At 69.0% G+C, this 25,052-nt stretch carries 28 protein-coding genes and 1 pseudogene; 14 read left to right on the forward strand and 15 right to left on the reverse strand.

The window, feature by feature from the left end:
- Nucleotides 1-170 precede the first annotated feature (170 nt).
- From DIE21_RS10405 to DIE21_RS10425, 5 genes are read right to left on the reverse strand one after another with little or no spacing between them, the layout of a single operon-like run.
- Nucleotides 171-1,211, reverse strand: a complete 1,041-nt coding sequence (locus DIE21_RS10405; RefSeq protein ID WP_124497626.1) for a zinc-dependent alcohol dehydrogenase family protein — start codon at nt 1,209-1,211, stop codon at nt 171-173.
- Nucleotides 1,208-2,239, reverse strand: coding sequence for a bifunctional enoyl-CoA hydratase/phosphate acetyltransferase (locus DIE21_RS10410; RefSeq protein WP_124497627.1), 1,032 nt, complete (start codon nt 2,237-2,239; stop codon nt 1,208-1,210). Before DIE21_RS10410 ends, DIE21_RS10405 begins: the two co-directional genes overlap by 4 nt.
- On the reverse strand, nt 2,236-4,050 hold the full coding sequence (locus DIE21_RS10415; RefSeq protein ID WP_124497628.1) for an alpha/beta hydrolase: 1,815 nt from the start codon (nt 4,048-4,050) through the stop codon (nt 2,236-2,238). The genes DIE21_RS10410 and DIE21_RS10415 overlap by 4 nt, the downstream gene beginning before the upstream one ends.
- Entirely contained in the window at nt 4,047-4,793 is a 747-nt protein-coding gene (locus DIE21_RS10420; RefSeq protein ID WP_124497629.1) for a beta-ketoacyl-ACP reductase, read from the reverse strand. The genes DIE21_RS10415 and DIE21_RS10420 overlap by 4 nt, the downstream gene beginning before the upstream one ends.
- On the reverse strand, nt 4,783-5,322 hold the full coding sequence (locus DIE21_RS10425; protein ID WP_124497630.1) for a hypothetical protein: 540 nt from the start codon (nt 5,320-5,322) through the stop codon (nt 4,783-4,785). The genes DIE21_RS10420 and DIE21_RS10425 overlap by 11 nt, the downstream gene beginning before the upstream one ends.
- 190 nt (nt 5,323-5,512) lie before the next feature.
- Between DIE21_RS10425 and DIE21_RS10430 the strand changes: the two genes are divergently transcribed.
- From DIE21_RS10430 to DIE21_RS10445, 4 genes are all read left to right on the forward strand, one after another.
- On the forward strand, nt 5,513-6,352 hold the full coding sequence (locus tag DIE21_RS10430; protein ID WP_124497631.1) for a universal stress protein: 840 nt from the start codon (nt 5,513-5,515) through the stop codon (nt 6,350-6,352).
- An 8-nt stretch (nt 6,353-6,360) separates the two neighbouring features.
- Nucleotides 6,361-7,560 (forward strand): acetate/propionate family kinase, encoded by a 1,200-nt coding sequence (locus DIE21_RS10435; protein WP_124497632.1) that lies wholly within the window; start codon nt 6,361-6,363, stop codon nt 7,558-7,560.
- A gap of 69 nt (nt 7,561-7,629) precedes the next feature.
- Nucleotides 7,630-8,133, forward strand: a complete 504-nt coding sequence (locus tag DIE21_RS10440) for a universal stress protein (RefSeq protein ID WP_124497633.1) — start codon at nt 7,630-7,632, stop codon at nt 8,131-8,133.
- A complete protein-coding gene (locus DIE21_RS10445) occupies nt 8,130-8,963 on the forward strand; it encodes a universal stress protein (protein WP_124497634.1) in 834 nt (277 codons plus the stop codon). Before DIE21_RS10440 ends, DIE21_RS10445 begins: the two co-directional genes overlap by 4 nt.
- A gap of 51 nt (nt 8,964-9,014) precedes the next feature.
- On the opposite strand, the gene DIE21_RS10450 is transcribed toward DIE21_RS10445, so the two are convergent.
- Entirely contained in the window at nt 9,015-9,485 is a 471-nt protein-coding gene (locus DIE21_RS10450) for a universal stress protein (RefSeq protein WP_124497635.1), read from the reverse strand.
- A 237-nt stretch (nt 9,486-9,722) separates the two neighbouring features.
- Here DIE21_RS10450 and DIE21_RS10455 point away from each other — a divergent pair, with 237 nt between their 5' ends.
- The 3 genes from DIE21_RS10455 (at nt 9,723) to fnr (ending at nt 13,565) form a co-directional block, all read left to right on the forward strand.
- A complete protein-coding gene (locus DIE21_RS10455; RefSeq protein ID WP_124497636.1) occupies nt 9,723-11,717 on the forward strand; it encodes a PAS domain S-box protein in 1,995 nt (664 codons plus the stop codon).
- Nucleotides 11,714-12,361, forward strand: coding sequence for a response regulator transcription factor (locus tag DIE21_RS10460; protein ID WP_124497637.1), 648 nt, complete (start codon nt 11,714-11,716; stop codon nt 12,359-12,361). The genes DIE21_RS10455 and DIE21_RS10460 overlap by 4 nt, the downstream gene beginning before the upstream one ends.
- A gap of 430 nt (nt 12,362-12,791) precedes the next feature.
- Nucleotides 12,792-13,565 carry a fumarate/nitrate reduction transcriptional regulator Fnr gene (fnr, locus tag DIE21_RS10465; RefSeq protein WP_124497638.1) on the forward strand — a complete coding sequence of 258 codons (774 nt, stop codon included), beginning with the start codon at nt 12,792-12,794 and terminating at the stop codon, nt 13,563-13,565.
- A gap of 25 nt (nt 13,566-13,590) precedes the next feature.
- Here the strand turns inward: fnr and DIE21_RS10470 are convergent, their stop codons facing one another.
- Nucleotides 13,591-14,580 carry a zinc-dependent alcohol dehydrogenase family protein gene (locus DIE21_RS10470; protein ID WP_124497639.1) on the reverse strand — a complete coding sequence of 330 codons (990 nt, stop codon included), beginning with the start codon at nt 14,578-14,580 and terminating at the stop codon, nt 13,591-13,593.
- A gap of 176 nt (nt 14,581-14,756) precedes the next feature.
- Here DIE21_RS10470 and DIE21_RS10475 point away from each other — a divergent pair, with 176 nt between their 5' ends.
- The 5 genes from DIE21_RS10475 to DIE21_RS10495 all read left to right on the forward strand — a co-directional run bounded on the left by DIE21_RS10475 (nt 14,757) and on the right by DIE21_RS10495 (nt 18,838).
- On the forward strand, nt 14,757-15,764 hold the full coding sequence (locus DIE21_RS10475) for an Acg family FMN-binding oxidoreductase (protein WP_124497640.1): 1,008 nt from the start codon (nt 14,757-14,759) through the stop codon (nt 15,762-15,764).
- A 19-nt stretch (nt 15,765-15,783) separates the two neighbouring features.
- Nucleotides 15,784-16,128, forward strand: coding sequence for a c-type cytochrome (locus DIE21_RS10480; protein WP_124497641.1), 345 nt, complete (start codon nt 15,784-15,786; stop codon nt 16,126-16,128).
- A 55-nt stretch (nt 16,129-16,183) separates the two neighbouring features.
- Entirely contained in the window at nt 16,184-16,549 is a 366-nt protein-coding gene (locus DIE21_RS10485) for a hypothetical protein (RefSeq protein ID WP_311767441.1), read from the forward strand.
- A 127-nt stretch (nt 16,550-16,676) separates the two neighbouring features.
- Nucleotides 16,677-16,892 carry a hypothetical protein gene (locus DIE21_RS10490; protein ID WP_124497642.1) on the forward strand — a complete coding sequence of 72 codons (216 nt, stop codon included), beginning with the start codon at nt 16,677-16,679 and terminating at the stop codon, nt 16,890-16,892.
- Between the two features lie 188 nt (nt 16,893-17,080).
- A complete protein-coding gene (locus DIE21_RS10495; protein ID WP_124497643.1) occupies nt 17,081-18,838 on the forward strand; it encodes a SulP family inorganic anion transporter in 1,758 nt (585 codons plus the stop codon).
- A gap of 100 nt (nt 18,839-18,938) precedes the next feature.
- Here DIE21_RS10495 and DIE21_RS10500 read toward each other — a convergent pair whose 3' ends face one another.
- From DIE21_RS10500 to DIE21_RS38260, 3 genes are all read right to left on the reverse strand, one after another.
- Nucleotides 18,939-19,178, reverse strand: a complete 240-nt coding sequence (locus DIE21_RS10500) for a hypothetical protein (RefSeq protein ID WP_124497644.1) — start codon at nt 19,176-19,178, stop codon at nt 18,939-18,941.
- Between the two features lie 55 nt (nt 19,179-19,233).
- Nucleotides 19,234-19,884 (reverse strand): BON domain-containing protein, encoded by a 651-nt coding sequence (locus tag DIE21_RS10505; protein ID WP_124497645.1) that lies wholly within the window; start codon nt 19,882-19,884, stop codon nt 19,234-19,236.
- Nucleotides 19,885-20,137: 253 nt separating this feature from the next.
- Nucleotides 20,138-20,275 carry a hypothetical protein gene (locus DIE21_RS38260; protein ID WP_409364628.1) on the reverse strand — a complete coding sequence of 46 codons (138 nt, stop codon included), beginning with the start codon at nt 20,273-20,275 and terminating at the stop codon, nt 20,138-20,140.
- Here DIE21_RS38260 and DIE21_RS10510 point away from each other — a divergent pair.
- Nucleotides 20,207-20,545: pseudogene (locus DIE21_RS10510) on the forward strand (nitroreductase family protein); the annotation flags it as partial. The gene DIE21_RS38260 and the pseudogene DIE21_RS10510 sit on opposite strands and share 69 nt — an antisense overlap.
- A 73-nt stretch (nt 20,546-20,618) precedes the next feature.
- On the opposite strand, the gene DIE21_RS10515 reads toward DIE21_RS10510, so the two are convergent.
- The 4 genes from DIE21_RS10515 to DIE21_RS10530 form a co-directional block, all read right to left on the reverse strand.
- Nucleotides 20,619-21,053 (reverse strand): Hsp20/alpha crystallin family protein, encoded by a 435-nt coding sequence (locus DIE21_RS10515; protein ID WP_124497646.1) that lies wholly within the window; start codon nt 21,051-21,053, stop codon nt 20,619-20,621.
- A gap of 179 nt (nt 21,054-21,232) precedes the next feature.
- On the reverse strand, nt 21,233-21,508 hold the full coding sequence (locus DIE21_RS10520; protein ID WP_124497647.1) for a DUF1488 domain-containing protein: 276 nt from the start codon (nt 21,506-21,508) through the stop codon (nt 21,233-21,235).
- Nucleotides 21,509-21,537: 29 nt separating this feature from the next.
- Nucleotides 21,538-22,011, reverse strand: a complete 474-nt coding sequence (locus DIE21_RS10525; protein ID WP_124497648.1) for a universal stress protein — start codon at nt 22,009-22,011, stop codon at nt 21,538-21,540.
- Nucleotides 22,012-22,245: 234 nt separating this feature from the next.
- Nucleotides 22,246-22,782 carry a hypothetical protein gene (locus tag DIE21_RS10530; protein ID WP_260432396.1) on the reverse strand — a complete coding sequence of 179 codons (537 nt, stop codon included), beginning with the start codon at nt 22,780-22,782 and terminating at the stop codon, nt 22,246-22,248.
- 282 nt (nt 22,783-23,064) lie between these two features.
- Here DIE21_RS10530 and DIE21_RS10535 point away from each other — a divergent pair, with 282 nt between their 5' ends.
- Complete coding sequence (locus DIE21_RS10535; protein ID WP_124497649.1) at nt 23,065-24,678, forward strand: AAA family ATPase; 1,614 nt, start codon at nt 23,065-23,067, stop codon at nt 24,676-24,678.
- A gap of 65 nt (nt 24,679-24,743) precedes the next feature.
- Here the strand turns inward: DIE21_RS10535 and DIE21_RS10540 are convergent, their stop codons facing one another.
- Nucleotides 24,744-24,908 carry a CBS domain-containing protein gene (locus DIE21_RS10540; RefSeq protein WP_260426689.1) on the reverse strand — a complete coding sequence of 55 codons (165 nt, stop codon included), beginning with the start codon at nt 24,906-24,908 and terminating at the stop codon, nt 24,744-24,746.
- Nucleotides 24,909-25,052: the final 144 nt, after the last annotated feature.

Genomic DNA, 25,052 nt, shown 5'->3' on the forward strand with positions numbered 1-25,052 from the left:
CCCCCCCCCCCCCCCCCCCCCCCCCCCCCCCCCCCCCCCCCCCCCCCCCCCCCCCCCCCCCCCCCCCCCCCCCCGCCGCCCCCCCCCCCCCCCCCCCCCCCCCCCCCCCCGCGGGGGGGGGGGGCGCGCCCCCGCCCCCCCCGCGGCGCCCGTCACGCCCCGCCCGGCCATCAGCCCACTTCGATAATCACCTTCAACGCATGGGTTTCGGCGGCGCGCCCGAACGTGTCGTACGCGCGTTCCACGTCGTCGAGCGAGAACCGGTGCGTGATCAGGCGCTTCGGATCGAGGCGCCCGGCGCGCACGGTCTTCAGCAGCATCGGTGTGCTGACGGTGTCGACGAGCCGCGTCGTGATCGAGATGTTGCGATCCCACAGCTTCTCGAGGTGCAGGTCGGCCTTGACGCCATGCACGCCGACGTTCGCGACGACCCCGCCGGGTGCCACGAGCGACGTGCACATCTCGAACGTCGCCGGAATGCCGACCGCTTCGATCGCGCAATCCACGCCGACGCCGTCGGTCAGCTGCATCACGTCCGCCACCGGGTCGCCGGTGCGGCCGTCGAGGCAGTCGGTCGCGCCGAAGCGCCGCGCGATCTCGAGGCGGTTGCCATCCGGGTCGATCATGATGATCCGCGCCGGCGAATAGAACTGCGCGGTCAGCAACGCGGCCAGCCCGATCGGCCCTGCGCCGACGATCGCGACCGAGCAGCCCGGCTGCACCTTGCCGTTGAGCACGCCGCATTCGAATCCGGTCGGCAGGATGTCGGACAGCATCACGAGCGCGTCCTCGTCCGCGCCCGGCGGAATCCGGTACAGGCTGGTCTGCGCATGCGGGATGCGCACGTACTCGGCCTGCGTGCCGTCGATCCGGTTGCCGAGAATCCAGCCACCCGTCGTGCAATGCGAGTACAGCCCGCGGCGGCAGTACTCGCAGCGGCCGCACGACGAGATGCAGGAAATCAGCACGTGATCGCCCGGCTTCAGCGAGTCGACCGCGGCGCCGACCTGCTCGACGACACCCACGCCTTCGTGGCCGAGAATGCGGCCCGGTTCGCACGTCGGCACGTCGCCCTTGAGGATGTGCAGGTCGGTGCCGCAGATCGTCGTGCGCGTCACGCGCACGATCGCGTCGGTCGGCGACTGCAGTTCCGGTTTGGGCCGCCGTTCGAGCGCCTTGCGCCCGGGGCCGTGATACACGAGTGCTTTCATCGCTGTTCCTCCATTGAAAGGTTGGCCTGTTCGTTCAGCGACACGGACGCATGCCGGCCCTGTGCCAGCAGCACCGCGAGCGCGCAGGACGCGACCCGCACGGCCACGCCGTCGGCGCGGCTCGTCAGCACGATCGGCACGCGCGCGCCCACGACGACGCCTGCGTTCGCGGCACCGCCCAGGTATTCGAGCTGTTTCGCGAGCATGTTGCCCGCTTCGATATCGGGCACGACCAGGATGTCGGCGCGGCCGGCGACCGGAGAATCGATCCCCTTGTCGCGCGCGGCCCGCTGCGATATCGCGTTGTCGAACGCGAGCGGGCCGTCGACGATCGCCCCCGTGATCTGGCCGCGCTCGGCCATCTTCGCGAGTGCCGCCGCGTCGAGCGTCGAACGCATCGCCGGATTGACGGTCTCGACCGCGCACAGCACGGCCACGCGCGGGCACGCCACGCCCAGTGCATGCGCGACGTCGATCGCGTTCTGCGTGATGGCCGCCTTCTGCGCAAGATCCGGCGCGATGTTTACCGCCGCGTCCGTCAGGATGAACGGCCGTGGATACGCCGGTGCCTCGATCAGGAAACAGTGCGACACGCGCTTGTCCGTGCGCAGGCCCGATGCCGCGGCGACGACCGCGCCCATCAGCTCGTCCGTATGCAGGCTGCCCTTCATCAGCGCGCCGGCACGGCCGGACGCCGCGAGTTCGACCGCGCGGGCCGCTGCCGCATGGCTGTGCGGGACGTCCTCGATCGTCCATTTCGCCAGATCGACACCCGCCTCGTCCGCCACGCGCAACACCTTCGCGCGCGGCGCGACGATCAACGGCTCGATCGATGCGCCCAACGGCGATGCGTCGATCGCGGCAAGCGTGGCGAGGCTCGCCGCATCGCACGGATGCACGACGGCGACGGCGAGCGGCGGCGCATGGCGCGCACGCGCGATCAGGTCGGGCAGCGCGCCGTCCGCACGCGGCAACAGGCCGGGCAGGCGCGCGCTGTCAGGTGTATCCGGATGCAGGTTCGCGTTCATTTCTCGAGCACGTAGTGGCCGGGCGCCGCGGCGAAGCCGGCGGCCGGCACGCGGGCCGGCACGTCACCCGACGAATGCGCGCGCAGCCAGTCGCGCCAGCATGTCCACCACGATCCATCGACCGCCGGCGTTTCGCGCACGAAGTCGTGCCGGCTGCGATAAGGCGCGCCGGGCTCGCGCGTCGCGCAGCGATAGTGGCGTCCCGGATGGCCGGGCTCGGACACGATGCCGGCATTGTGGCCGCCCGACGTGAGCACGAAGGTCAGCGCGTGATGCGTGAGCAGATGGAGCTTGTAGACGGAACGCCAGGGCGACACGTGATCGCGCTCGGTGCCGACCACGAACGTCGGCACGTCGATATCCGACAGCGCGACCGGCCGGCCGTCGACGCAGTAGCGGCCGGCCGCGAGATCGTTGTCGAGGAAGAGCCGCGTCAGGTATTCCGTATGCATGCGATACGGCATGCGCGTGGTGTCCGCATTCCACGACATCAGGTCGTTCGGCTTCGTACGCGTGCCGAGCAGGTATTCGCTCATCATCCGCGACCAGATCAGGTCGCGCGCGTTCAGCAGTTCGAACGCGGCGGACATTTGCGCGCCGTCCAGGTAGCCCTGCCGCCACATCAGCGCATCGAGCGCGGACAGTTCGCTGGCGTCGATGAAGAGGCCCAGCTCGCCGGGTTCGCTGAAATCGGTCAGGGCCGCCAGCAACGTGACGGACCGCAACGCGTCGTGTTGCCGACCGTCGCGCGCGAGCGCCGCCGCGCCGATCGCCAGCAGCGTGCCGCCGAGGCAATAGCCGACCGCGTGGACGGCTTCGCCGCAGATCGAACGGGCGGCGTCGAGCGCCGCCATGCAGCCGTCACGCAGATAATCGTCGAGCCCGAGCTCGCGCGCTTCCGCGCCAGGATTGCGCCACGAGACGGCAAACACCGTGTAGCCGGAATCGACGAGGAAGCGGATCAGCGAATTGTGCGGCTGCAGGTCGAGGATGTAGTACTTCATGATCCATGACGGCACGATCAGGATCGGCTCGCGTGCGACGCCCGCCGTCGTCGGGTCGTACTGCAGCAGTTCGCACAACGCGTTGCGCCATACGACGCGCCCCGGCGTGATCGCCACATCGTGCCCCGGCAGATAGCCGCGCGCGTCGCGGGCCCGCGTGCCGCTCGCGCGATCGAACAACGCATTCGCATCGTCCAGCCAGTGCCGGAAGCCTGCCGCGAGATTCATGCCGCCGCTGCGCATCGTCGCGTCGAGCACGACCGGGTTGGTCGCCAGGAAATTGCCCGGCGAGCAGGCATCGAGCCACTGTCGCGCGGCGAACCCGACCAGTTCCTCATGATGCCGTTCGACGCCCGGCACATCGCGCGTCGCGTCGTGCCACCAGCGCTGGATCGACAGGAAGCCGTCGCGATACGCGCGAAACGGCCATCCGGCCCACGCGGGTGCGGCGAAGCGGGGATCGGCCTCGCCGGCGTGCACGGCCAGGCCGCTCGCGTCCGCATCGTCGGCGTCGCCCTGCTGCGCCGACGGCGCAAGGGCGGCCAGCCACGCCTGGGTCGCGAGCTCGAAGCATTTCCCGGGCGCCACCGCCAGATGCGCGCTCCAGTCGAACATCGCCAGCGCCATCGACACGGGCGACAGCCCGAACGTCATCGCCGCCACGTTCGCATGCGCCGCGCGGTTCCATTGTTCGGCGGGCGTCGTACCGGCGCGCGAGCATTCGGTCACGCGCGATGCCGACTCATCCTCGCGCGGCGGCCGCCTCGACTCGCGCCCGAACGGCGCGCGCATGACGGACGCTTTCATCGCATGTGCATCCCGCCATTGACGTCGAATTCCGCGCCGGTCGCGAATGCCCCCGCGTCGGCGCACAGAAAGGCGACGAGCTCGGCGATTTCGCCGGGGGCGCCAAGGCGGCCGACCGGAATCTGCGGCAGGATCTTCGTGTCGAGCACTTCCTTCGGCACCGATTCGAGCATCGCGGTCGCCAGGTAACCGGGCGCGACCGTGTTGACCGTCACGCCGTGGCGCGCGAGCTCGAGCGCCAGCGCCTTCGTGAAGCCATGGATGCCGGCCTTCGCGGCCGCGTAGTTCGCCTGCCCGTATGCGCCGCGCGAGCCGTTCACCGAGCCGATGTTCACGATCCGCCCGAAGCCGGCTTCGATCATGCCCGGCACGAACGGCTTCGTCATGTTGAACATGCCGTCGAGATTGGTGCGCAACACCGCATCCCACATGCTCTTGGTCATCTTCACGAAGGTGGCGTCGTGCGTGACCCCGGCGTTGTTGACGAGCACGTCGACGCGCCCGAACTCGGCCAGCACGCGTGCCGCGCAGTGCTGGCACGAATCGTAGTCGGCAACGTCGACCTCGAACGCGTGGAACGTCCGGCCCGCGTCGCGTTCCTGCGTGAGCCACGTCGCGACGTGGTCGTTGCGTTCCGTGTGCGACACGGCCACCGTCATGCCGGCATCGTGCAGCCGCCGGCTGATCGCGGCGCCGAGGCCGCCCATTCCGCCCGTGACGAACGCGACACGCTCAGCGCGCATGACCGTTCTCCCGTGCGTCGGTGATGCCGTTCAGGCGCCGCGGCGCGACCGGCGCCCCGTCGTACGCGGCGGCCGCGTCCTCGATCCCGCGCTCCAGTGCCGCCATCCAGTCGGCCCACGGCATGCTGGCCTCGTTGACCACGGCCAGCCGCTCCAGGTCGGGCAGCCAGTCGGTCTGATAACCCGACAGCACGCCCGTGCCGTATTCGCGCAGCCAGCTGCGCCACGCGCCGGCGCTCTCGTATTGCGCACGCATGCACAGCTCGGCGGCGTCCTGCCAGATCGCGACGCTCGCGATCGCATAGTCGCGCATCACCTGCCGGGTTGCCGCGCCGAAGGCCGTCCACTCTTTCGTATCCGCAAGCGCCTGCTGCAGCTGGCGCACCGCGTGGCGGTCCCGCTCGATGCGCCGCCCTGCCAGCGCATGCCATTCATGCTGCCAGTCGCGGTTCAGCTCGACCGTGCGCAGCGCGAGATCGCAGCCCGCGCGGCAAACGTCGTTCGGTGTCGTCAAAGCGTACGTGCTCATCGGCTTCCCTCCTTCGATCCGATCCATGGGTTGGCATCCCGCCTCATGCCGCCTGCCCGTGACCGGCATCGCGACTGCTTCACTGTGCGGGCATCGCGCGCGGCTGCCGTTGATCTGAGTCAAGTGCGAGGAAACCCTGCTCCGTAGACTGGATTGCACTGGCGGATCACCCGTCGATGGAGCGATTCCGATGAGCTACAAGAGCATAGTCGTGCACCTCGATACGAGCGTCCGCGCGCATTCGCGCCTCGAGCTCGCGTTGCGCCTCTCCCGGCGCTTCGGTGCGCATCTGACCGGCCTGTTCGCGGTCTACACGCCGGAGCCGCATTCGTTCTACGTGATGGCCGGGTCCGCCGATTACTTCCGCGCGCACCGCGAACAGCGCGACGAACGGCTCGCCGCGCTGGAGCGCCTGTTCCATGCCGAGACGGCACGCGCGAAAGTGCCGGCAGCCTGGGTTCGTGCCGACGAGCGCGCGAACCTGGCCGTGCCGCGCGCCGCACGTCTTGCCGACCTCGTGATTGCCGGCCAGAGCGACCCGAACGATCCCGAGACCTACATCGACGACCAGTTTCCGGAGACCCTCGTGTTGTCCGCGGGCCGCCCGGTGCTGTTCGTGCCGTACACCGGGGAATTCCCGTCGATCGGCGAACGGGTGCTCGTCGCCTGGGACGGCAGCCGGGAAGCCGCCCGCGCCGCGCATGACGCGATGCCCTTTCTCGAGCATGCCAAGCGCACGACGGTCGTCGCCGTGGTGGACGGCGACTCGGAAGCGGCGGCCACGCGGATCCCGGCCGCCGATGCCGCGTTGATGCTGGCGCGCCATGCGCCCGACGTGACCGTGCTCGACATCGGTGCCGGCCCCGGTTCGTCGGCCGGCGACACGCTGCTGTCACGGGCGTATGAAACGGGTTCCGACCTGCTCGTGATGGGCGCTTACGGTCATCCGCGCTGGCGTGAGCTGGTGATGGGCGGCGCCACGCGCACGGTGCTGGCGTCGATGACGCTGCCGGTGCTGATGTCGCACTGAGCCGGCCGATGCGTACGCTGGCGCTCCTCGTCGTCAATGCCGGTTCGTCGAGCGTGAAGTTCGCCGTCTTTGCGTATCCGCCGCACGGCGATCCCGCGCGGCGGCCGCTGCACGACGGCGAAGCGGTCGCGACCGGCAACGGCGTGTCGATCCGCTTCGATGCCGAGCCGGGCGACTCGCTGCCGCTGGTCGCGGGCGATCCCTACCGCGCCGTGCTCGCGCGGATCGCGATGTGGATCCGCGTGCAGCTGCCGCACGTCACGCTCGGCGCGATCGCGCATCGCGTCGTGCACGGCGGCGCGCAGTACGTGGAGCCGGTGGTCGTCGACGACACAGTGCTGGACGCGCTTCGCACGCTGACGCCGCTGGCGCCCTTGCATCAGCCGCACAGCCTGGACGCGATCGACGCGCTGCGCGACGCGTTTCCGGACGTCGCGCAAATCGCGGTGTTCGACACGGCGTTTCATCGCACGCTGCCACGTGTCGAGCAATTGCTGCCTCTGCCGCATGCGTGGTTCGACCAGGGCGTGCGCCGCTACGGGTTCCACGGGCTGTCGTACGAATACCTGGCCGTCGCGCTCGACGAGTCGTTCGGCGCGCGCGCGCACGGCCGGGTGATCGCGGCTCATCTCGGCAGCGGCGCGAGCCTGTGCGCGCTGCGCGACTGCCGCAGCGTCGCGACGACCATGGGCTTCTCCGCGCTCGACGGATTGATGATGAGCACCCGCTGCGGGACGCTCGATCCGGGCGTCGTCCTGCACCTGCTCGAGGTCGCGAAGCTGTCGGGCGACGACCTGGGGCACCTGCTGTATCACGAGTCGGGGCTCAAGGGCGTCTCGGGTGCGTCCGGCGATCCGCGCGTGCTGCTCGCGTGCGAAGCGGCCGGCGACACGCGGGCCCGCGATGCGCTGGCACTGTACGTCCATCGCATCGTGCGCGAGACCGGTGCGCTGAGCGCACTGCTCGGCGGCCTGGACATGCTGGTCTTCACGGCGGGCATCGGCGAGCATTCGGCGGAATTGCGCGCGCGGATCTGCGCGTCGCTCGGCTGGCTCGGCATCGCGCTCGACGCACACGCGAATGCCGACCATGCGCATGTCGTGTCGTCTCCGTCGAGCGCGGTCACGGTCGTCGTGGAGCCGACCAACGAAGCGTGGGTCGCCGCGCGCGCCGCGGCGCGCGTGCTTCGCGGCAACCGCGACGGTTGATCCAGATCAGCGCGATCGGCCCGCATGCGCCGATGATGATTGCATCGACCTCGTTTCAAGGGAAACGCCATGTACTCGAACATTCTGGTTGCGCTCGACGGCAGTGACACGTCGTCCCGCGCACTCGACGCCGCGCTGAACCTCGCGGCGGAGACGGGTGCACGGCTGACCCCGGTCTATGTCGTCGATGTGCTCGTGCCGGCCTACGACGCGTACGGATACGATCCGTCGATCCTGATCGATGCATTCCGCGAGGAAGGACTGCGCGTCACGGAGGACGCGGCACGACGCATGAAGGCGCGCGACGTGGCCGGCACCCCGCAGATTTCCAATGTCGCGCCGGCGGGCGAGGACGTCGCGCAACGGATCGCCGGCCTCGCCGGCGAGCTCGATGCCGACCTGATCGTGCTCGGCACGCACGGCCGGCGCGGCTTTCGCCGCCTCGTGCTGGGCAGCGTGGCCGAACGCGTGCTGCGTCATGCCAGGTGCCCGGTCCTGATGATTCCGGCGAGCTGCGCATCCGGGGCATCCGCCGAGACCGCCGCGGCATCAACCGAAAAGGAGCCGTCATGAGCTACAAGACCCTGCTCGTCCACCTCGACGACAGCGAGCGCTGCAAGACGCGCGTCGACCTCGCGCTCGAACTCGCGGGACGCTGGAATGCCCACCTGATCGGCCTCTACGTGGTCTGCCAGGACCTCTTCGAGCCGTTGCGGCGGCCTGACGAGCCGCTCAAGCTCGCCGTCTATGAACGCCTGTGCGAGCAGCGGCGCAAGGACGCGGAAGAAAGATTCCTGACGGCTGCCGAACGCGCCGGACGCAGCGTCGAATGGCAGGCGCCGGCCGGCGACGCGACCGATGCCGCGATCCTGCATGCGCGCCACGCCGATCTGCTGGTGCTGGGCCAGGAAGATCCCGACGACCGCATGACCTACGTGGCCCGCCATTTCATCGAGGATGTCGTGATGGGCAGCGGACGTCCGGCGATCGTCGTGCCCTACGCGGGCGACGTGCGAACGCTCGGCGAGAACGTGCTGATCGGCTGGGACGGCGGACGCGAAGCCGCGCGCGCGCTGGCCGATGCGCTGCCGCTGCTCGCCCGCGCGCGCTTCGTCAACGTCGAGACGGTGTCCCGCGGGCATCCCGATCCGGACAAGACGCCGGCGGGTGTCGATGTCGCCGCGTATCTCGAACGTCACGGCATTCGCGCGTCGTTCTCCACCACGCCGCGCGAACGGTCGGTGAGCGTGGGCGCGACGCTGCTGAACCGGGCGACCGACCTGCACGCGGACCTGCTGGTGATGGGCCTGTACAGTCATGCCCGCATGCACGAACGCGTGCTGGGCGGTGCGACGCGCACGATCCTCGAGACGATGACGGTGCCGGTCCTGCTGTCCCACTGAGCGAGTGAAAGCCGGCAGCCGCAAGCGGCGGCCCGCTTCCTGTCACGACCGTCACAACATGCCGGCGCACGCGCCCGGCCCCTCCCGTACGACCAGCACCGGCCGGTTCGCGATGCGCACCAGCGATTCGGCGACGCTGCCGAGCAACGCACGGCGCACGCCGCGGCGGCCATGCGTGCCCATCACGATCAGGTCCGCATCGCATTCGGCGGCGGCGCGCGCCAGCACGTCCGAAACGTCCTCTCCGCCTGCGTCGATCGTTTGCGCGATGCCGCGCACCCCGGACAGCCGAAACGCGGTTTCCGCGTCGGAGACCGCGATCGCGGCCTGGTCCGCGTCCAGTCCGGCCCGGTCGCGCTGGTCGATGTAGCCGCTGTCGACGTCGACCGGCCGGGGCGCATCCGATACCACGCACACGGCGATGATCAGGCTGCCCGAATCGCGGGCGAGCGAAATCGCCTCGTCGAGCGCGAGCCGCGCGCTGCGGCTGCCGTCGAGTGCCGCGAAGATCCTTTGGTACATGATGCCTCCCTGCCGTCGTCCGGGTTCGATCGGTTCCTCAAGCCAGTCTGATCCCGACGGACGCCTTGCCGTTGACGCGGGTCAAGCTCGCACGGCGCCGACCGTATGCATCGGCACCGATTGGCGAACGTTGCTGGAACGCGCACAATTTCGGGTGACATCGCGGTTCCGGCCCGCAGCGCTTTGCGTGCGTCGCGCCCGGCCCGCCGCCGGCGAAATCCGTCAGGATGAACGGCAATGACAGTGAATGCGCCCTCCTTCAAGGGCGGGCCGGCTCCGCACCGGATTCGGCCCGCCCGATACGCAGCCATGGCCGCGCTGCTGACGCTGGCGCTTGGCCTGGCTGCCACGTTTGCGGCTTCCCGGTCACTGCAGATCGCGGCCCGACAAGCCGACCAGGCAAGGTTCGAGCAAGCCGCGACACGCGCGACGGCCGAGCTCCGGCGCAGCCTCCTCGGCGCCACGGCCGTATTGCGCGGCGCGCGCGGCTTCGCGTCGACACTGGCAGCGCCGCAATCCGGGGCCGCGTGGCGCGGTTATCTCGCCAGTCTCGATCTGGACGGATTGCAATCCCCCGTCCGCACGCTCGGAAGAATCGAACCGAGCGCCGCCGCGGACGATCAGCCGACCCGGCTGGCACTGCAGCGGGCGGCGGAAACCGGCAAGGTCGCGATGGCCGCGAACGCGATCCAGGACAGCACCGGTGCGACGAAATCCCGGACGGAACTGACCCTGTACTTGCCGATTTATGCGGGTGCTGAAGACGGGGCGCTGTCCGGGCCACGGCACGCGCGCGCGACCGGATACGTCTACGCGTCGCTGAATCCGGATCGTCTCGTCGATTCGGCCGTGCTCGACCGGCTGCACATGGACATCATGGCCGACAATCCGGCGGCGCCCGTCTATTCAGGCGGCTTCGACGGCGGCGACGCCAGCGCGCGCCGCGATACGTTCACGCGAACCGATGCGCTGAGCTTCGGCGGCACGCCGCTCTCGCTGCGCTACAGCGCACCGCGCGCGGCCATGTCCGGCGCCGCGATGGCCGTGCTGCTGGCCGGCCTCGCACTGTCGCTGACGCTGGCCGCGCGCGTGCGGCAGATCGCCGCGGAGCGCGAGCCTCCCGCCGGGGCCGCCGTCGACAGCCCGCCCACCGATGACCGGATGATGGCCATCATCCGGTCATCGATGGAGGCCATCATCACCGTCGACGAAAGCCAGACGATCGTGATCTTCAACCCGGCGGCCGAGCGCGTGTTCGGCGTCTCCGCGACGGAGGCGATCGGTGCGCCGCTGTCCCGCTTCATCCCCGAGCGCTTCCGCGCCGCGCATGCGCGGCACGTCGAGCAATTCGGCGTGACCGGCGTGTCGGAGCGCCAGATGGGGCGGCAACCCGTGTTGTCCGGCTTGCGCGGCGACGGCACGGAGTTTCCGATCGAGGCGTCGATCTCGCAGATCCGCGACGGCACCGGCAAGCTGTACACGGTCGTGCTGCGCGACGTCACCGAGCGGGTGCGGGCGGAAAACGCCCTCAAGCAGTCGCGCGAGGAACTGCGCGAGCTGTCCGCCAACCTGCAGAACGTGCGGGAGGAAGAGAAAACGCGGATTGCGCGCGAATTGCACGATGACCTCGGTCAGCAGCTCACCGCGCTCAAGATGGACCTCTCCGCCGTCGAACGGGGGCTCGCCGGTGTCGTCGCCGCCGACGCCGGCGTGCGCGAGCAGTTGGGCGGCATGCATCGCCTGATCGATTCGACCGTTGCGTCGGTCCGGCGCATCGCGGCCGATCTGCGGCCGGTGATGCTCGACGACCTTGGGCTCGTCCCGGCGATCGAATGGCTTGCAAACGATTTCACGCGTCGCTACAAGATCACGGTCGACCGCGACATCGCGCCCGTCGGTACCGCGTTCACCGGTGCCGGCGCAACCACGCTGTTCCGCATCGTGCAGGAGGCGCTGAACAACGTCGCGCGGCACTCGGACGCGACGAACGTGAAGCTGGCATTGAAAGTGGAAGACGGTTGTTGCATGCTGCGCATCGCGGACAACGGTCACGGCGCGGCGGAGGACGCCGGCAACGTGCGGGATCGCCCGTCGTTCGGCCTGATCGGCATCCGCGAGCGCGTGCACATGCTCGAGGGGACGGTAACGATCGACAACCGGCCGGGAGCAGGATTCACGATCACCGTGGCGCTGCCGCTGCACGCCATCCAGCCAGGAGATGCGCTGTCATGATCAGGGTACTCATCGCCGACGACCATGCACTCGTCAGGGACGGCCTGCGGCACATCCTGCGGAGCGCCAGCGGTTTCGACGTCGTCGGCGAAGCGCAGGACAGTGCTTCGACGATCGCGCTCATGCGCGGCACGGACGCCAACGTGCTGGTGCTCGACCTGTCGATGCCCGGCCGCAACGGTGTCGAACTCATCAAGCAGATCAAGGACGAGAAGCCCGCGTTGCATATCCTCGTGCTGACGATGCATGCCGAGCAGCAATATGCGGTGCGCGCGTTCCGCGCGGGGGCCTCGGGCTACATGACCAAGGAAAGCGCCAGCGCGGAACTGGTCGCCGCGCTGACCAAGATCGCCGGCGGCGGCGTCTACGTGAGCCTGGCGATGGCCGAGCAATTCGCGCAGAGCCTGAACGAGCCGACCGATCTCCTGCCGCACCAGCGCCTGTCCGACCGCGAGTTCGACGTCTTCCGGCGCGTCACCACCGGCGAGTCGATTGCCGAGATCGCGCAGGCGCTCTGCGTCAGCGTCAAGACCGTCAGCACGTACAAGACGCGGATCCTCGAAAAGATGCAGATGCCGAACGACACGGCACTCGTGCGCTACGCGATGCGCCACAAGCTGTTCGACGACCCGGACGAACTCTGACGGCGGCATCGGGCAGGGTCGAGTGCCCGCCCCCGCCCGGATTTCCCGAACGCAGCGGCGACGACGGCCAGGCCGGCGCGGCGACGACCCGCCCGTCCTCCGTGTCCGGCGCACGCCCGCGACGATCGCGACAAGTTGCCGCACCCGTGTAGGAAATCACCTACAAGACTTCCCTCTCTCCTACCGCAACTTCAATTCCGGCTGATTTTCTTGACGCCGCGCAACATCCATACTGCACATCGAGAAAGACAAGCAAGCGTGCCTCCCGGAGCAAGGGCTGCATCGCCGTCGAGACTGGCGTATCGGTCTCCCGGCTCGCCCGGCGTGGCTTTTCCATCAGGAAGGCGGCAGAGACCAAGGCCGCCGGTACAACGGCCAGCGCGACCCTGCCCGACGGCGAGCCGACGCTGCCCCTCAACTGGAGCCGATCATGCAGAGCAGTGCCAACGTCTCGACGAACCTGCCGTTACGCCAGTTCATCCCGCTGCATCCCGTCGAACCGGCGGATCAGCCGAAGCGCTCCACCTCCCGCTGTTCGACGTGCGCATTGCGTACCGTCTGCATGCCATCCGACCTTTCGCCCGACGATTTCGCACGCGTCGACGCGATGATCTGCACGACGCGCCACGTCAAGCGCGGCGAAACGCTGTTTCGCGCGGGCGACGCATTCAACAGCATCTATGCCGTGCGAACCGGGTCGTTCAAGACCATCGTGATGCATCGCGACGGCGACGAGCAGATCACCGGCTTCCAGATCGTCGGCGAATCGCTCGGGCTCGACGGCGTGCACACCGGGCACCACAACGGCGACGCGATCGCGCTCGAGGACAGCACGGTCTGCATCATCCCGTTCGGCCAGCTCGAGCAGCTGTGCCGCGAAGTGCGGCCGATGCAGCATCACGTGTACCAGATGATGGGCGGCGAGATCGTGCGCGAATCCTCCCAGATGCTGCTGCTCGGCACGATGACCGCCGAGCAGCGCGTGGCCGCGTTCCTGCTGAATCTATCCGCACGCTTCAAGGCGCGCGGCTACTCGGCCGCCGAATTCGTGCTGCGGATGACGCGCGACGAGATCGGCGAATATCTCGGGATGAAGCTCGAAACGGTCAGCCGCATGCTGTCGAAGTTCCAGCACAAGGGGCTCGTCGCGGCGCAGGGCAAGCAGATCCGGATCGTCGATTCGGAAGGCCTCCGGCAGATCTGAGCGCGCCGCGGGAACGTCGGGCGGATCAGCCGCGCATGCCCAGCACGGCGGCGCCCGACACGCGCCCGCCGCGCAAGTCGTCGAGTGCGCGGTTCGCATCGGCCAGCGCGTAGCGCACGGCCTCGACCCGCAGCGGCATCGCGTCGGCGGTTCGCATGAACTCGACCGCATCCGCCCGCGTCAGGTTCGCCACCGACGCGATGCGGCGCTCGCCCCACAGCCACGCGTACGGAAAGCCCGGGATGTCGCTCATGTGAATGCCGCCGCATACGACGATCCCGCCTTTGTCGAGCGCGCGCAGCGCGGCCGGCACCAGCGCACCGAGCGGCGCGAAAATCAGCGCGGCATCGAGCGGCTCCGGCGGCGCCTCGTCGCTGCCGCCGGCCCATGCCGCGCCCAGTGACAGCGCGAGCTGCCGGGCCACGATGTCGCCCGGCTTCGTCAACGCAAACACCTTGCGTCCTTCGACCTGCGCGACCTGCGCGACGAGATGGGCTGCCGCGCCGAAGCCGTAGATGCCGATCCGGCGAGCGTCGCCCGCCATGCGCAAGGTTCGATAGCCGATCAGCCCGGCGCACAGCAGCGGCGCGGCTTCCAGATCGGAATAACGCCGCGGCAGGTGCACGCAATACCGATGATCGGCGACGGCGCATTCGGCATAGCCGCCGTCGATCGTATAGCCGGTGAATCCCGGGCTGTCGCACAGGTTTTCGCGGCCGGACCGGCAATACGCGCAATGCCCGCAGGTCGAGCCGAGCCAGGGGACGCCCACCCGGTCGCCGACGGCAAAGCCCGTCACGCCTGCGCCCAGTCGGCGCACCGTGCCGACGATTTCGTGCCCCGGAATCAGCGGCAGCTTCGGGTGCGCGAGCTCGCCGTCGACCACGTGGAGATCGGTCCGGCATACGCCGCACGCGTGCACGTCGATCAGCAGCTGGCCCGCCGCGGGCGATGGGTCCGGCACGTGCGCTTCGCGCAAATGCGGTGTCGTGCCGTCAAACATCATCGCAAGCATGCTCGCCTCCCCGCGCGATCGCTCTCGCGCGCTTCGCTTTCCAAGGCTAGTCGCCGCGCATCGCGCGCGCACCGCCCGGTGACGGGCGCTTGATGTGGGTCAACGGCCGCCGGACGGTTGCTGACACGATGAAGTGGCGTGACGCCGCCCGAGGCGGCGACCCTGGAGATAATCGAATGATATCCATTCCCCCCCTTGCCGCAAGCGCCCATCCCGAAGCGCAACTGAAATCGCTGCTGGGCTACGCGGTGCTGGCTCCGTCCAGCCACAATTCCCAGCCGTGGCGCTTCCTGGTCAACGGCACCACGATCTCGGTCTGCGCGGACCGCGTTCGCGCGTTGCCCGTGGTCGATCCGTTCGATCGCGAGCTGATCATCAGCTGCGGGGCGGCGTTGCTCAATCTGCGTGTCGCGCTCAATCACGCCGGGCTCGCCCACACGATCCGCACGTTTCCTTCCGAAGTCGACCCCGATCTCCTGGCGCTCGTCCGGGTCTGCGACGACGGCTATTCCGACGCGTCCCTCGGCGCGCTGTTCGATGCGATTCCGGACCGCGTCACGACACGCGCGCCGTTCGAATCGAGCCCCGTGCCGGAAGCAATCCAGCACGAGCTGATCGCGGCCGGCGTCGCGGAAGGTGCCGACGTCGCGTGCGTCGACTCGATCGCACACCGCGCGCGCGTCGCGGAGCTCGTTGGGGAGGCCGACCGCCAGCAGTTCGCGGACCCGCGCTTCCGGCGCGAGCTGGCGAGCTGGATCGATCCGCGCCGGCACGTCGATGGCATGCCCGCATTCGCGGCCGGCATGCCGGCGTTGCTGGATTTCGCGGCACCGGTGGTGACGACGGCGGTACGGACCTTCGATCTCGGCAACGGGCTCGCCGCGCTGCATCACCAGCTCGTCGGCGCATCGCCGTTGATCGTGTGCATCGCGACCGTGCGCGACGATCGCGAAGCGTGGCTCGCCGCCGGCCAGGCGCTGGAGCGGATCCTGCTCGTCGCGACGCGCGCCGGTTATACCGCGTCGTACCTGAACCAGCCGATCGAGACGGCCGGGCTGCGTGCCCACCTGTCCCACATGCTGGGGCTGCGCGGCGAGCCGCAATTGCTGCTGCGCGTCGGGCGCGGCCCGCACACGCGGCATTCGCCGCGTCGCCCGCTCGACGAAGTGATCTCCTTCTCCTGATCTCGACGAGGAAACGAACATGAGCATCCTGCGTTGCGCCGCCTCCTGCGCGATTGCCGCGATTGCCGCGACGGCCGGCATGGCCGCCGCGCAGACGGCCGTGCCCGAGCCGACCGAACTCGTCGACGCGCAGCACTGCATGTTCTGCCATACGCCCGACGTGACGTTCCTCGGGCCGTCGTTCCACGAGATTGCGCAACGGTACCGCGGCGATCCGAAGGCCGCCGTGGAACTGGAACGCAAGCTGCGCGTCGGCGGCCGCGTGCACTGGGGCGACACGCCGATGCCGTCCGCGGTCGATCGCGGCGGGCCGCTGTCCCCCGACGACGCGCATCGGCTCGTGCAATGGGTGTTGAGCCAGTGACCGTCGCTCGGCCCTTTCATTCATGTCGACCCTCGTCAAACGCGTTCCCGCCGGCATGGCACAAGGCAGCGCGCGCGCCCGCACCGTATCCGACGCACCGGCAGCAAAGACGCGCGGCAAACGGCTGCGGACACGGCCGGATGCGATCGTCGCCAACGGCGGCAGCCGGCGCATCCCGCGTCGCGCACGGCGCGTCGCCACAAGCCCGAGCCGCCCCCTTGCCGACGAAGACGCGACGCTGCTGCAGCGCGCGGGCATGCGCGGCATCCGGCTGCAACTCGACTACTGGAAAGCCGAAGCGCGCCTGCAGAATGAACGCATCGGCCATGCGGTCGTGATGCTGGTATGCGCGGCGTCGGCAGCGCGCGCCGGCACGCTGCGACCCTGCGCCGAAGCGGCGCTCCGTGTAGGAATCCGCTGACGGTATCCGCACGATTCCTACCGCAGCTTCGGGCAAGGCTGATTGAATCGCCCCGTGACGACGACGATACTGAGATCACCGAGAACGGTTGCACGACATACCGATCGCAGGCACGAGGAGAGACGTCATGTCACACGCCGACTACCGAACCGACCCCGACAACCCGCCCGACGCCGCTGCACTCGACACACTGGCACTCGTCGCTCTCGCGCGCGACGCCGGCATGCTCGTGATACTCGACGGACAGATCGGGCGCGAGCGGTACGAAAGCGTGACGGGATCGATCGCCACGCTGGCCCGCTTCGCCCAGGCGCTGCAGTTGTCGGTGCTCAAGGCCGCATGAACTGGATCGTGGCCATGTCGGGACCGGCGCCGCCATCCGGCGCGGCGGCATCGCCCCGACATTCGACGCCGCGGTCACGCGCGTACCGCCGTCCCGTCCGTCGGTCGATACCGGCTGCATCCCGATGAACACGCGCCCGCCGGACCGAGCCCCGCTTTTTGCCCGGATTGCGCCCGGATGAAGCCGCGATGAACCGGCCCCTTTCCGGACGGATTGCCCGCATGCTCCCGGGCGTTGCGCTGCTCGCGCATTACCGGCGCGCGTGGCTGTCGCGCGACCTGTACGCGGGCATCGCGCTGTCCGCCGTGCTGGTGCCGGTCGGCATGAGCTATGCGCAGGCGGCCGGGTTGCCCGCCATCACCGGGCTCTATGCGTCGATCGCCGCGATGCTCGCCTATGCGCTGCTCGGCCCGAGCCGGATCCTCGTCCTCGGCCCGGATTCCGCGCTCGCGGCACTGATCGCGGGCGCCATCGCGCCGCTCGCCGGCCATGATCCGCAGCGCGCGATCGCGCTTTCCGGCGCGCTGGCGCTGTCGGCAGGAACGATCTGCATCCTGCTCGGCGCGCTCGGCCTCGGCTTCGTCACCGATCTGCTGTCACGCCCGATCCAGTACGGCTACCTGAACGGCATCGCGATCGCACTCGCGCTCGGGCGGCTGCCCGAGCTGTTCGGCATGCCGGTGTCGGGGGGCGACGTGTTTTCCAGCGTCCCGCGTATCGTGCATGCGTTCGTCGCCGGCCGTTTTTCTCCCGCTGCCGGTCTCCTCGGCGTCGCCGTGCTGGCGGCCATTCTCGTGATGAGACGCGTGATGCCGCGCCGGCCCGGCGTATTGATCGCCGTGCTGGCGGCTACGCTCGTCGCTCACTTCGCGCCTTTGCACGGCATCGCGACGGTCGGCGCGTTGCCGGCCGGCATGCCCGCTCCGCATCTTCCGGTCGTCTCGCTCGCCGACGTGGGCGCGCTTGCGTCCGGCGCGATCGCCGTTGCGCTGGTGTCGTTCGCCGACATCAGCATGCTGTCGCGCGCGCTGTCCGCCCGCGCGGGCGATGCGCCGGACCGCAACCAGGAACTGATCGCCTTGGGTGCCGCCAATCTGCTGGCCGGCGTGACGCAGGGCTGCGCGGTCAGCAGCAGTGCGTCGCGCACGCCGGTTGCGATCGCGGCCGGCGCGCAAAGCCAGGTCACGAATGTCGCCGCGGCCGCGTGCATCGCGATACTGCTCGTTGCCGCGCCGGCGCTGCTGACGTCCGTCCCGCGCACGGCGCTGGCCGCGGTCGTGATCTACGCGGCGTTCGGCATCGCCGACGTCCGCGGCGTCGTGCGGCTGTACCGGATGCGCCGCGGAGAATGCCTGATTTCGGTGCTGTGCTTCGCCGGCGTGATCGGCATGGGCGTCGTGCCCGGCATCCTGCTCGCCAGCGCGCTGTCGCTGCTGTCGTTCGTCTGGCGGGCCTGGCATCCGTACGATGCAGTGCTGGGCCGGCTGGCGGGCGTGCGCGGCTATCACGACATTTCCCGGCATCCGGACGCGGCGCAAACGCCCGGGCTCGTGCTGTTCCGTTGGGATGCGCCGCTCTTCTATGCGAACGTCGAGATCTTCCGCGAGCATCTGGAGGCCGCGATCGCGCGATCGGCGTGCCCGGTCACGCGCATCGTGGTCGCGGCCGAGCCCGTTACCGACATCGACGTGAGCGCCGCGGATCGGCTCGTGGCGCTGCACGAAGAACTCGGGGCGCGCGGCATCGCATTGAATTTCGCGGAGATGAAGGGGCCGGTGAAGGATCGCCTGCGCGCTTACGGCCTGTTCGACGTGTTCGGCGCCGCCAGTTTCTTTCCGACCGTGACCGATGCGGTTGCCCATCATGTGCGATGGCCGCACCGGCATGCGCGTGCCTGCAAAAGAAAGCGTGTCCCGCGCCGCCACGTCTCGCAAAAGACGCGGTAGACGACAGGCGCACGAATCGATGCGGCAGTCGCCGCATCGCGCGGCGCGCCGGCCGGATCGACGCCGTCATCGACGCGCCCCGCCTGCGACACCCGCCGGTTCAGACCGTAAAGGTGTTCGACTTCCTCATCTCGATCCATGTCATCCCGGCGCGCAGCCCGTCGATCGCCGCCTCGCGCTCGGTTGCATGGAGCCTGCTGTGCGCGAACGTCCGCTCGCAGACGCCGTCCGGCGATGTGAGCGCGACGTGGATCCGGCAGCGGAAGCCGCCCGTTTCGGCCGTGGTCGTCTCGATCGCGACCGACCAGTCCGCTTCGTGAAGTTCGCCCGAAATTGTCATGTGACTTCCCTCCTGGCGCGGCGCGGGCTGCCCGTCCATCCGCCGCCGGCCCGACTTACTCGACCACCAGGTCGTCGACGACGGCGCGCACGCCTCGCGCGGACCACGCGGCACCGCGCACGGCCTTGCGTTCGGCGAACGAGCCGACCTTGCCGGACAGTCTCACCGTGCCGTCGTGCACGTCGACCACGATATGCTTTGCCTCACGCTCCGCGTGGCGCATGATCGCGCGCTTGATGTTGCCGCCGATGTCGGACGCACCCACCGTACCCTGCACCGCGATGTGGTCGGTCACGCCGGTCACGCTGCGCATCTGCGAGATCGACCGCACGGCCAGGTGGCTCTGGTACGCCCAGTCGACCTTGCCGGACAACGTGATCCAGCCGCGTTCGACCTGCACCTTGACCGCGTCGTCATGCAGTCCGACCGTCCAGTGCAGCACCGAGCGCACTGCTTTCGCGATGTCCTCGTCGGTGCGCACGTCGTCGTCCGGCAGATGCACGGTCATGTCGACGACGAGCGCCTTGACGCCGGCCACCCGGTTCGCCGCGCGCTCGATCGCCAGCTTCTCCGCATAGCTCGGCGGATGACCCGAAAGCGTCACGATCCGGTCGGCCACCTCGACACCGATGCGCGTCGCGTCGATCGCCGGGTCGGACTCCAGTTCATCCTGGACGTCCACCTTCAACTGCTTGTCGGTTTTCATCGTCTGCTCTCCTGTGAGCCGCGGCGCGCCTGTTCGCCGCACACAGTCAGATTTGCACACGCGCGGCTCCGGATCGCTGACGCAGGTCAACGGATGCCTCGCGCCACGCGGCGTGGCCGGCCGATGCGTCGCTTGACGGCGTTCAACCCGATGCGGCCCGGCCGCCTTATCGCGAGATCGCCGATGCGCGACGTTCCAGGCACGCGCAGTTGCGCTTCAAGGAGACTCGAATGACCGAACGGCAGTTGTTGGCCTATTCGCCGGCGCCCGCGGTGCAGCCGGCGTCGCCCCAGGGCGAGTCGCCGCCGATCGTCGACCTGCCGCGGTCGATGCGCGCAACCGGACCGGCTATCAGGACTTCATCGGCCGCGCGCCGCTGGATCTCGTCCACGTCGTCCGGACTTCCGCGTTACTCGACAGGCCGGTGTAACAACGCGACGTGTTCTCGGCAAGCGCGGCCGGCGCCATCGTGCAGAACGTCTCGCTGTACTGCGCGGCGGCCGGCCTCGGCACGGTCGTGCGCGGCTGGATCAATCACCGCATGCTCGCCGACGCGCTGCGGCTGAACGAGGACGAGTTGCCGAGCCTCGCGCGGACGGTCGGCTGTCGGATCGGCAGCACGCCGTCGCATGCGTGGGTGCAAATACGGCGGCTTCAATGAGACGGCGCGCGGACCGCGCCGCGCGCCGGATCCTCACGATGGGCGATGCGTGCCGGCATCGCCCGCCGTCCGATCAGCTGATCGTGAGCTTCTTCTGCCCGACCGGTGCCTTCTTCGGCAACGTCAGCGACAGCACGCCATCCTGATACGTCGCCGTCGCGTTCGCGTCGTCGATGTCGCCTGCCAGCGAGAACGAGCGGCTGATCGCACCGCTGTAGCGCTCGCGCCGGATCACGCGCTCGCCATCCTTCAGCTCGGTGTTGCGCTCGATCTTCGCGTTGATCGATACGGTATTGCCCGTGATCTGGACGTCGATGTCATCCTTGGCGACGCCGGGCAGTTCCGCGTTGACCGTATACGCCTTGTCGTTTTCCGTGACGTCGATCTTCATCGACGCAAGATCGGGTTCGTCTGCCAGTGCCATCCCGCGCAGCGGCCTGAACAGCCCCTGGAACAGCTCGGAAACGGGTTCGATCGAAAACGGATCGTAACGCGTCATGTTGCTCATGGTTCGTACTCCTTCAACTGTTGACCTGCGGCCGTCGCCTTCGTCCCGACGGCATCGGCTGCAATGAAGATCGGATGGCGCGACGCCGCAGGCCGCGCAAGGGACGAGTGGTCTTTTGAAATCCAGCGTACCCGCTCGCCCGGGCACGCGCTTGATGCGCGTCAAAGGCGGAGGCACGATTACGTGCAGAACCGGAAGTAACCGCTGTGAAGCAGGACCGGCCGCCCGCCGATTTCCTCAAGCAGGCAGCGCGCCGCACGTTCGATGGCGGGACGATGACGCGCAAAGGCGTCGACGAGATCCTGCTCGCGAGGCGACGCCGCGCGGAAGTGATCCTCCAGTGCTTCCGCGGTGATCGCGCAGCGCACGCGGCGGCCTTCGACGAGCGCCGGAAAGCTCAGCGCGGGATCGAGGCCGCAATACGTCGGATGTTCGGAAGGAAACGAGATCTGCATGACGATCACTTGGGCAGGTGGCGCGGCAGCTAGGCCGCCGCGACGGTGGCGTGCGCGGCGTCCTCGCCGCGCACGAGCAGGACCGGGCGGCTCGTTGTGCGGAGGAAGCGTTCGGCGACACTGCCGAGCACCAGCCGCCGGACACCGCGTCGACCGTGCGTGCCGAGCACGGCCAGGTCGATCGAATGGTCGACGGCGTATTGCTGCAGGCGCTCCGCGACGTCCTGGCCGAAATCGGTCTCGATGATTTCCGTCTCGCCGTTGACTGCCGCGCGCGAGATCGTCCGGCCGGCATCCCGCAGTATCGTCGCGCCATGCTGCCGGATCGCGTCGAGCAAGGCTTCGGGCTCCATGCGGCCGCCGTAGGCGAACAGGGTCGATTTATCGACGACGAAGACGGCGAACAGCCGGGCACCGCATACCCTGGCCATCCTGAGACCCTCGTCGAGCGCCTGTTGCGCGGAAGGACTGCCGTCCGTTGCGACCATGATATTCGTGTACATGCGAGCCTCGCTGAAGGAACGGACGCGTTTGCGGCGTCCGGATTCGTTTCCATCATCGGCACTCGCCGCAAGCCCGCGTTGACCGAGGTCAACGGTTTGGAACCGCATCGAAATCGGCGCGCGACCACACGGGCGGCCAGCACCGCATGCCGGCCGAAGCCGTCTGCCGTGAGCCGTGAGCCGGGCAACCGAGACGTGAGAGGCCGCATTGTCGAGGTGCGGCGGCACTTGCCGCTAACGGGGCGGGTTCTCGTACGACTGGAAACCGTTCTCCATGTCGAGGATTTTCCTGGCGCACGCATCGTATTGCCACCCCGGGCCGCCATTGCTGTCGTACATGCCCCTGCACATCGCCTTGAGCCGGATCACGGCGCCACCGTCGCCCGATGCCGTGCGCGATGCCCAGAGATAGACTTCTCCCGCCAGATAGGGTTGCGCCGTTTCGATCAGGTCGGCGCTCGCTCGCGTGATTCGGGTTGACGAACGGGCTTCGACGTAGCGCCGCGTGCGACTCCACGCACGATCGCATTCCGGCGGCGTCGAACACTGCAGCGATGCAGCCTGACGCATCGCAAGCAGTTGCGTTTCCGTCGTCCTGAATGTCCCGGCCCGCTCTGCTCCGGCACATGCGCCCAACGCGAGCAGCACACCGACCATCAACGCCCGTCGTTTCATCGTGAATGCCTCGTCAGGCCGTGAGTTCCGCCCGCAATCGAGCGATGTGACCGCGCCCGACGTCAATCCCGCCAGGTTGCGGCGCGCAGGCTGCATGCCGCACGCTGTCCGCGTTATCGGGTGCTGGAACCGACTGTATTGCCGCTTGCGCGAGCGCGGTTGACCTGCGTCAAGCGTCCTCCTGCGCGGCAGGCTTGACTCGTATCAAGTCGGTACGACGATTGCTCGGCTGCAATAGAGCCCGTCGAGTCGGTGATCCCTGGCTTGCCCCACCGATCCGGCTGCATCGAGCGAACGAGATCGCGCCGTTCTCGTTCGAACCCAACCCGCGGGGTGCGGCAACGAGGACGCGCGCCCCGTCTCACGGATCCGTTCATCATGTCCCGAAAGCCTCACGTACCGTTCGCACCGGCCCGCGGAAATGCACGACGAAAGGCGATGCAGTTCGATCGCGCCGATCGCGCATTGAGCCGGCCCGTCACGTATCCGCACCCCGCGGGCCGCATCGAGCGGATCGAAACCCATCTGTCCGTCGTCTATCTGGCCGGGCGCTACGCGTACAAGCGTATCAAGCCGGTGCGCTTCGCGTTCGTCGATCTCGTGCCGCCTGCGCAGCGGCGCCGCTGCGCGCTGGCGGAGTGCATGCTCAATCGACCGTTCGCCGGCCCGCTGTACCTGGGCGTCTGGCCGCTCGTCGCACGCGGCCGGCGATGCGCGTTCGATGCGCCGGTGCGGACCGGCGGGCGCCGGCATCGGCAGCAGACGGCACCGGGCGAGTACGTGGTGCGCATGCGCCGGTTCGACGCGCGTGCCATGTTGTCGGTTCGCAGCGCGTCACACGACGAAGGGCGGGCGGATGCGGACGCCCTCGCCGATACGCTGGCCCGCCATCATCTGCACGCGCCGCGCCGTGCACCGCGCGGCCATCCCGGCAGCGCGGCGAGCGTCGCGGCCCAGTGCCGGTCATTGCTCGACACGCTCGACGTCACCGTGCCGGACGAAGCCGCGCTGCGCGCCTGGTACGACGCCGAGTTGACCCGTATCGCACCGCTGCTTGCCGATCGGCATGCGCACGGTTTCGTGCGCGCGTGCCACGGCGATCTGCACCTCGACAACATCGTCCGCTGGCGCAACCGGATCCTGATGTTCGACTGTATCGAATTCGACGACGCGCTGCGCTGGATCGACGTGGCGAGCGATCTCGCGTTCGCGCTGATGGATTTCTCCGCCCACGGACGCGAGGATTGCGCCCACCGCCTCCTTTCCGGATGGCTGGCACGCACAGGCGACCATGCGGCACTGGGCGTGCTGCCGTGCTACTTCGTCTATCGGGCGCTGGTTCGCGCGCTGACCGCGCGACTGCGCGGTGACGAAGCGGCGCGCGCCCGCTATCTGCGCATTGCGTCGGCCATGGCCGATGCACGACGCGACGCGCACCCGCTGCTGCTCCTGTGTCACGGGGTGTCCGGCTCGGGCAAATCGCTGGCCAGCCGCGCACTGGCCGAGCGGCTCGGTGCGATCCGGCTGTCCAGCGATGTCGAGCGCAAGCGTTGTGCCGGTGTACCCGGGGACGCTCGCCTGCCGCCCGGCGCCTATTCGGACGCGGCGATCGACCGGATCTACGAAAGACTGCTTTCGGAGGCTCGCGAGGTCCTCGACAGCGGCTACACGGCGATCGTCGACGCGACGTTCCTGCGCGAACGCAACCGCACCGCGTTCCTCTCGCTCGGCGCATGTATCGGCGTGCCCGTCGCGATTCTCGATTTCGCCGCGAGTCAGGCGACGCTCGCCGCGCGTGTCGCCGCCCGGGCGGCACGCGGACGCGATGCCTCCGATGCCGATACCGCCGTGCTGGCCCGACAGATCGAGCATGCCGACCCGCTGACCGAACCGGAGACGGCCATCGCGATTCGTTTCGACACCGATTGCGAGGCCGCTGCGTACGGAAGCCATGCGTTCTGGACGCCGTTGCTCGCCGCGCTGCGTATGTAAGCCGGTGACGCGGGCCCCACGGGCAAGCGGCCCGGCCGCCTGTGCCGGGCGCCACGCCCGCGACGTCATGCGCGGAAACGCTGCTCGTCGATTTGCTGCAGCTTGCCGACTTCCGCGACGCCGGCGAGCAGCCCCGTGCGATGCCCGAGGATATCGTCGAGCGTCACGATGCCGACGAGGCGGCCTGCGTCGTCGACGACCGGCAGCCTCCGAATGCCCGACCGGCGCACCGGCGTCCCGGGCAGGCTTGACGCACGTCAACGTACCGCTCGCAAGCGCGGCCGACGACGAATGGGCGGCCGGGCTCGACCGGAATGGGCCTGGCCGCGGCCGTCCATGATTTGCCGCAATGGCCCTGCCCGGGTCACGGCCAA

It is taken from the genome of Burkholderia sp. Bp9140 (assembly GCF_003853425.1).
Classification (GTDB): Bacteria; Pseudomonadota; Gammaproteobacteria; order Burkholderiales; family Burkholderiaceae; genus Burkholderia.